The sequence below is a fragment of the Streptomyces sp. NRRL S-495 genome (genome assembly GCF_000966955.1).
GTDB classification, from domain to species: Bacteria; Actinomycetota; Actinomycetes; order Streptomycetales; family Streptomycetaceae; genus Kitasatospora; species Kitasatospora purpeofusca.
In genome coordinates this window covers 1-971 of the sequence record NZ_JZWY01000449.1, presented here as the reverse complement: position 1 = coordinate 971, position 971 = coordinate 1, and the positions used below count along the sequence as shown (strand labels likewise).

The 971-nt window shown below is 79.5% G+C and carries 2 protein-coding genes; both read left to right on the top strand.

The genetic code is table 11. The features are described 5' to 3' along the window. The coding region (locus VR45_RS23240) for a helix-turn-helix transcriptional regulator (protein WP_052709305.1) at nt 1-736 on the top strand (736 nt) is incomplete at its 5' end. 55 nt (nt 737-791) lie between these two features. Continuing rightward, the coding region (locus VR45_RS48900) for a hypothetical protein (protein ID WP_234326089.1) at nt 792-971 on the top strand (180 nt) is incomplete at its 3' end.

Sequence of the window (971 nt, the reverse complement as noted above, 5' to 3'; positions counted from 1 at the left end):
CCCCTTCGCCCGCCCGGCCCGGTCCGCCCCGCCCGCCCCGTCCGCCCCGCCGCCCCCGGTGCCGTTCTCGCCCGCCGCCGTCCGCGCCCACCGCGCCGCCCTCGGCCTGACCCCGGAGCAGGTCGCCGAGGGGATGGCCGCGCACGGCGTCCGGCTGCTCCCGGCCCACGTCCTCGGCTGGGAGAACGGCGGGCCGCCCCCCGGCGAGGAGGAGTTCCTCGCCCTGGCCCGGGCGCTGTGGTGCCCGCCCGAGCAGCTGATGGGCGTCCGCCCGGCGAGCCTGCGGGACTTCCGGCTCGCCCGCGAGCTGAGCCCGGACGGCGCGGCCCGCCGGATCGGCGTCCCGGCCGGGGAGTACCGGCACGCCGAGGCCACCGGGCAGTGGGACGCCGACGCCGGGCCGACGGCCGCGCTCGCGCACGTCCTGGGCCTGACCCTCCGGGAGCTGGTCGGGGCCACCGGCCGCCGGGAGGAGCTGGACCGGCGGCTGCGGCGCTGCGTCGACGGCCGCTGGCAGGCGCAGGCCGGCGCGATCGTCCGGATCGTGCCGGTGGACCGGGCCGACCTCGACGCCGTCCTGCCGGTGCTCCAGGACGAGCGGCAGGTGCCCGCGCACTGGGGGACCGGCGGCTGGGGACCCGCCGAGGGGCCGGCCGCACCGTCCGCCGCCGCGGCCCCCCCGGCCGAGCGCTTCTGGGAGCTGCTCGCCCGACGGGAGCCCGCGATCCCCGTGTGAACCCCCGTTCGTTCTGGCACTCTCGTTCTGACGATCCCGGTGTGACCTTGCTCGCGTGGCAACCCGTACGGCCGTGTCCTGCTGGCCCGGCCGGGTCCCGGCCAGTGGACTGGGCTGTGACGTGGGTCCGGACACCGGTCGGCCCAGAACCGAGCAGCGGGGAGCGAGTATGCGTTGGGGAATCGCGGCCACCGTGGCGGCCGCCGCGGTCGGCACCGGGGCGGCCGTCCTGGTG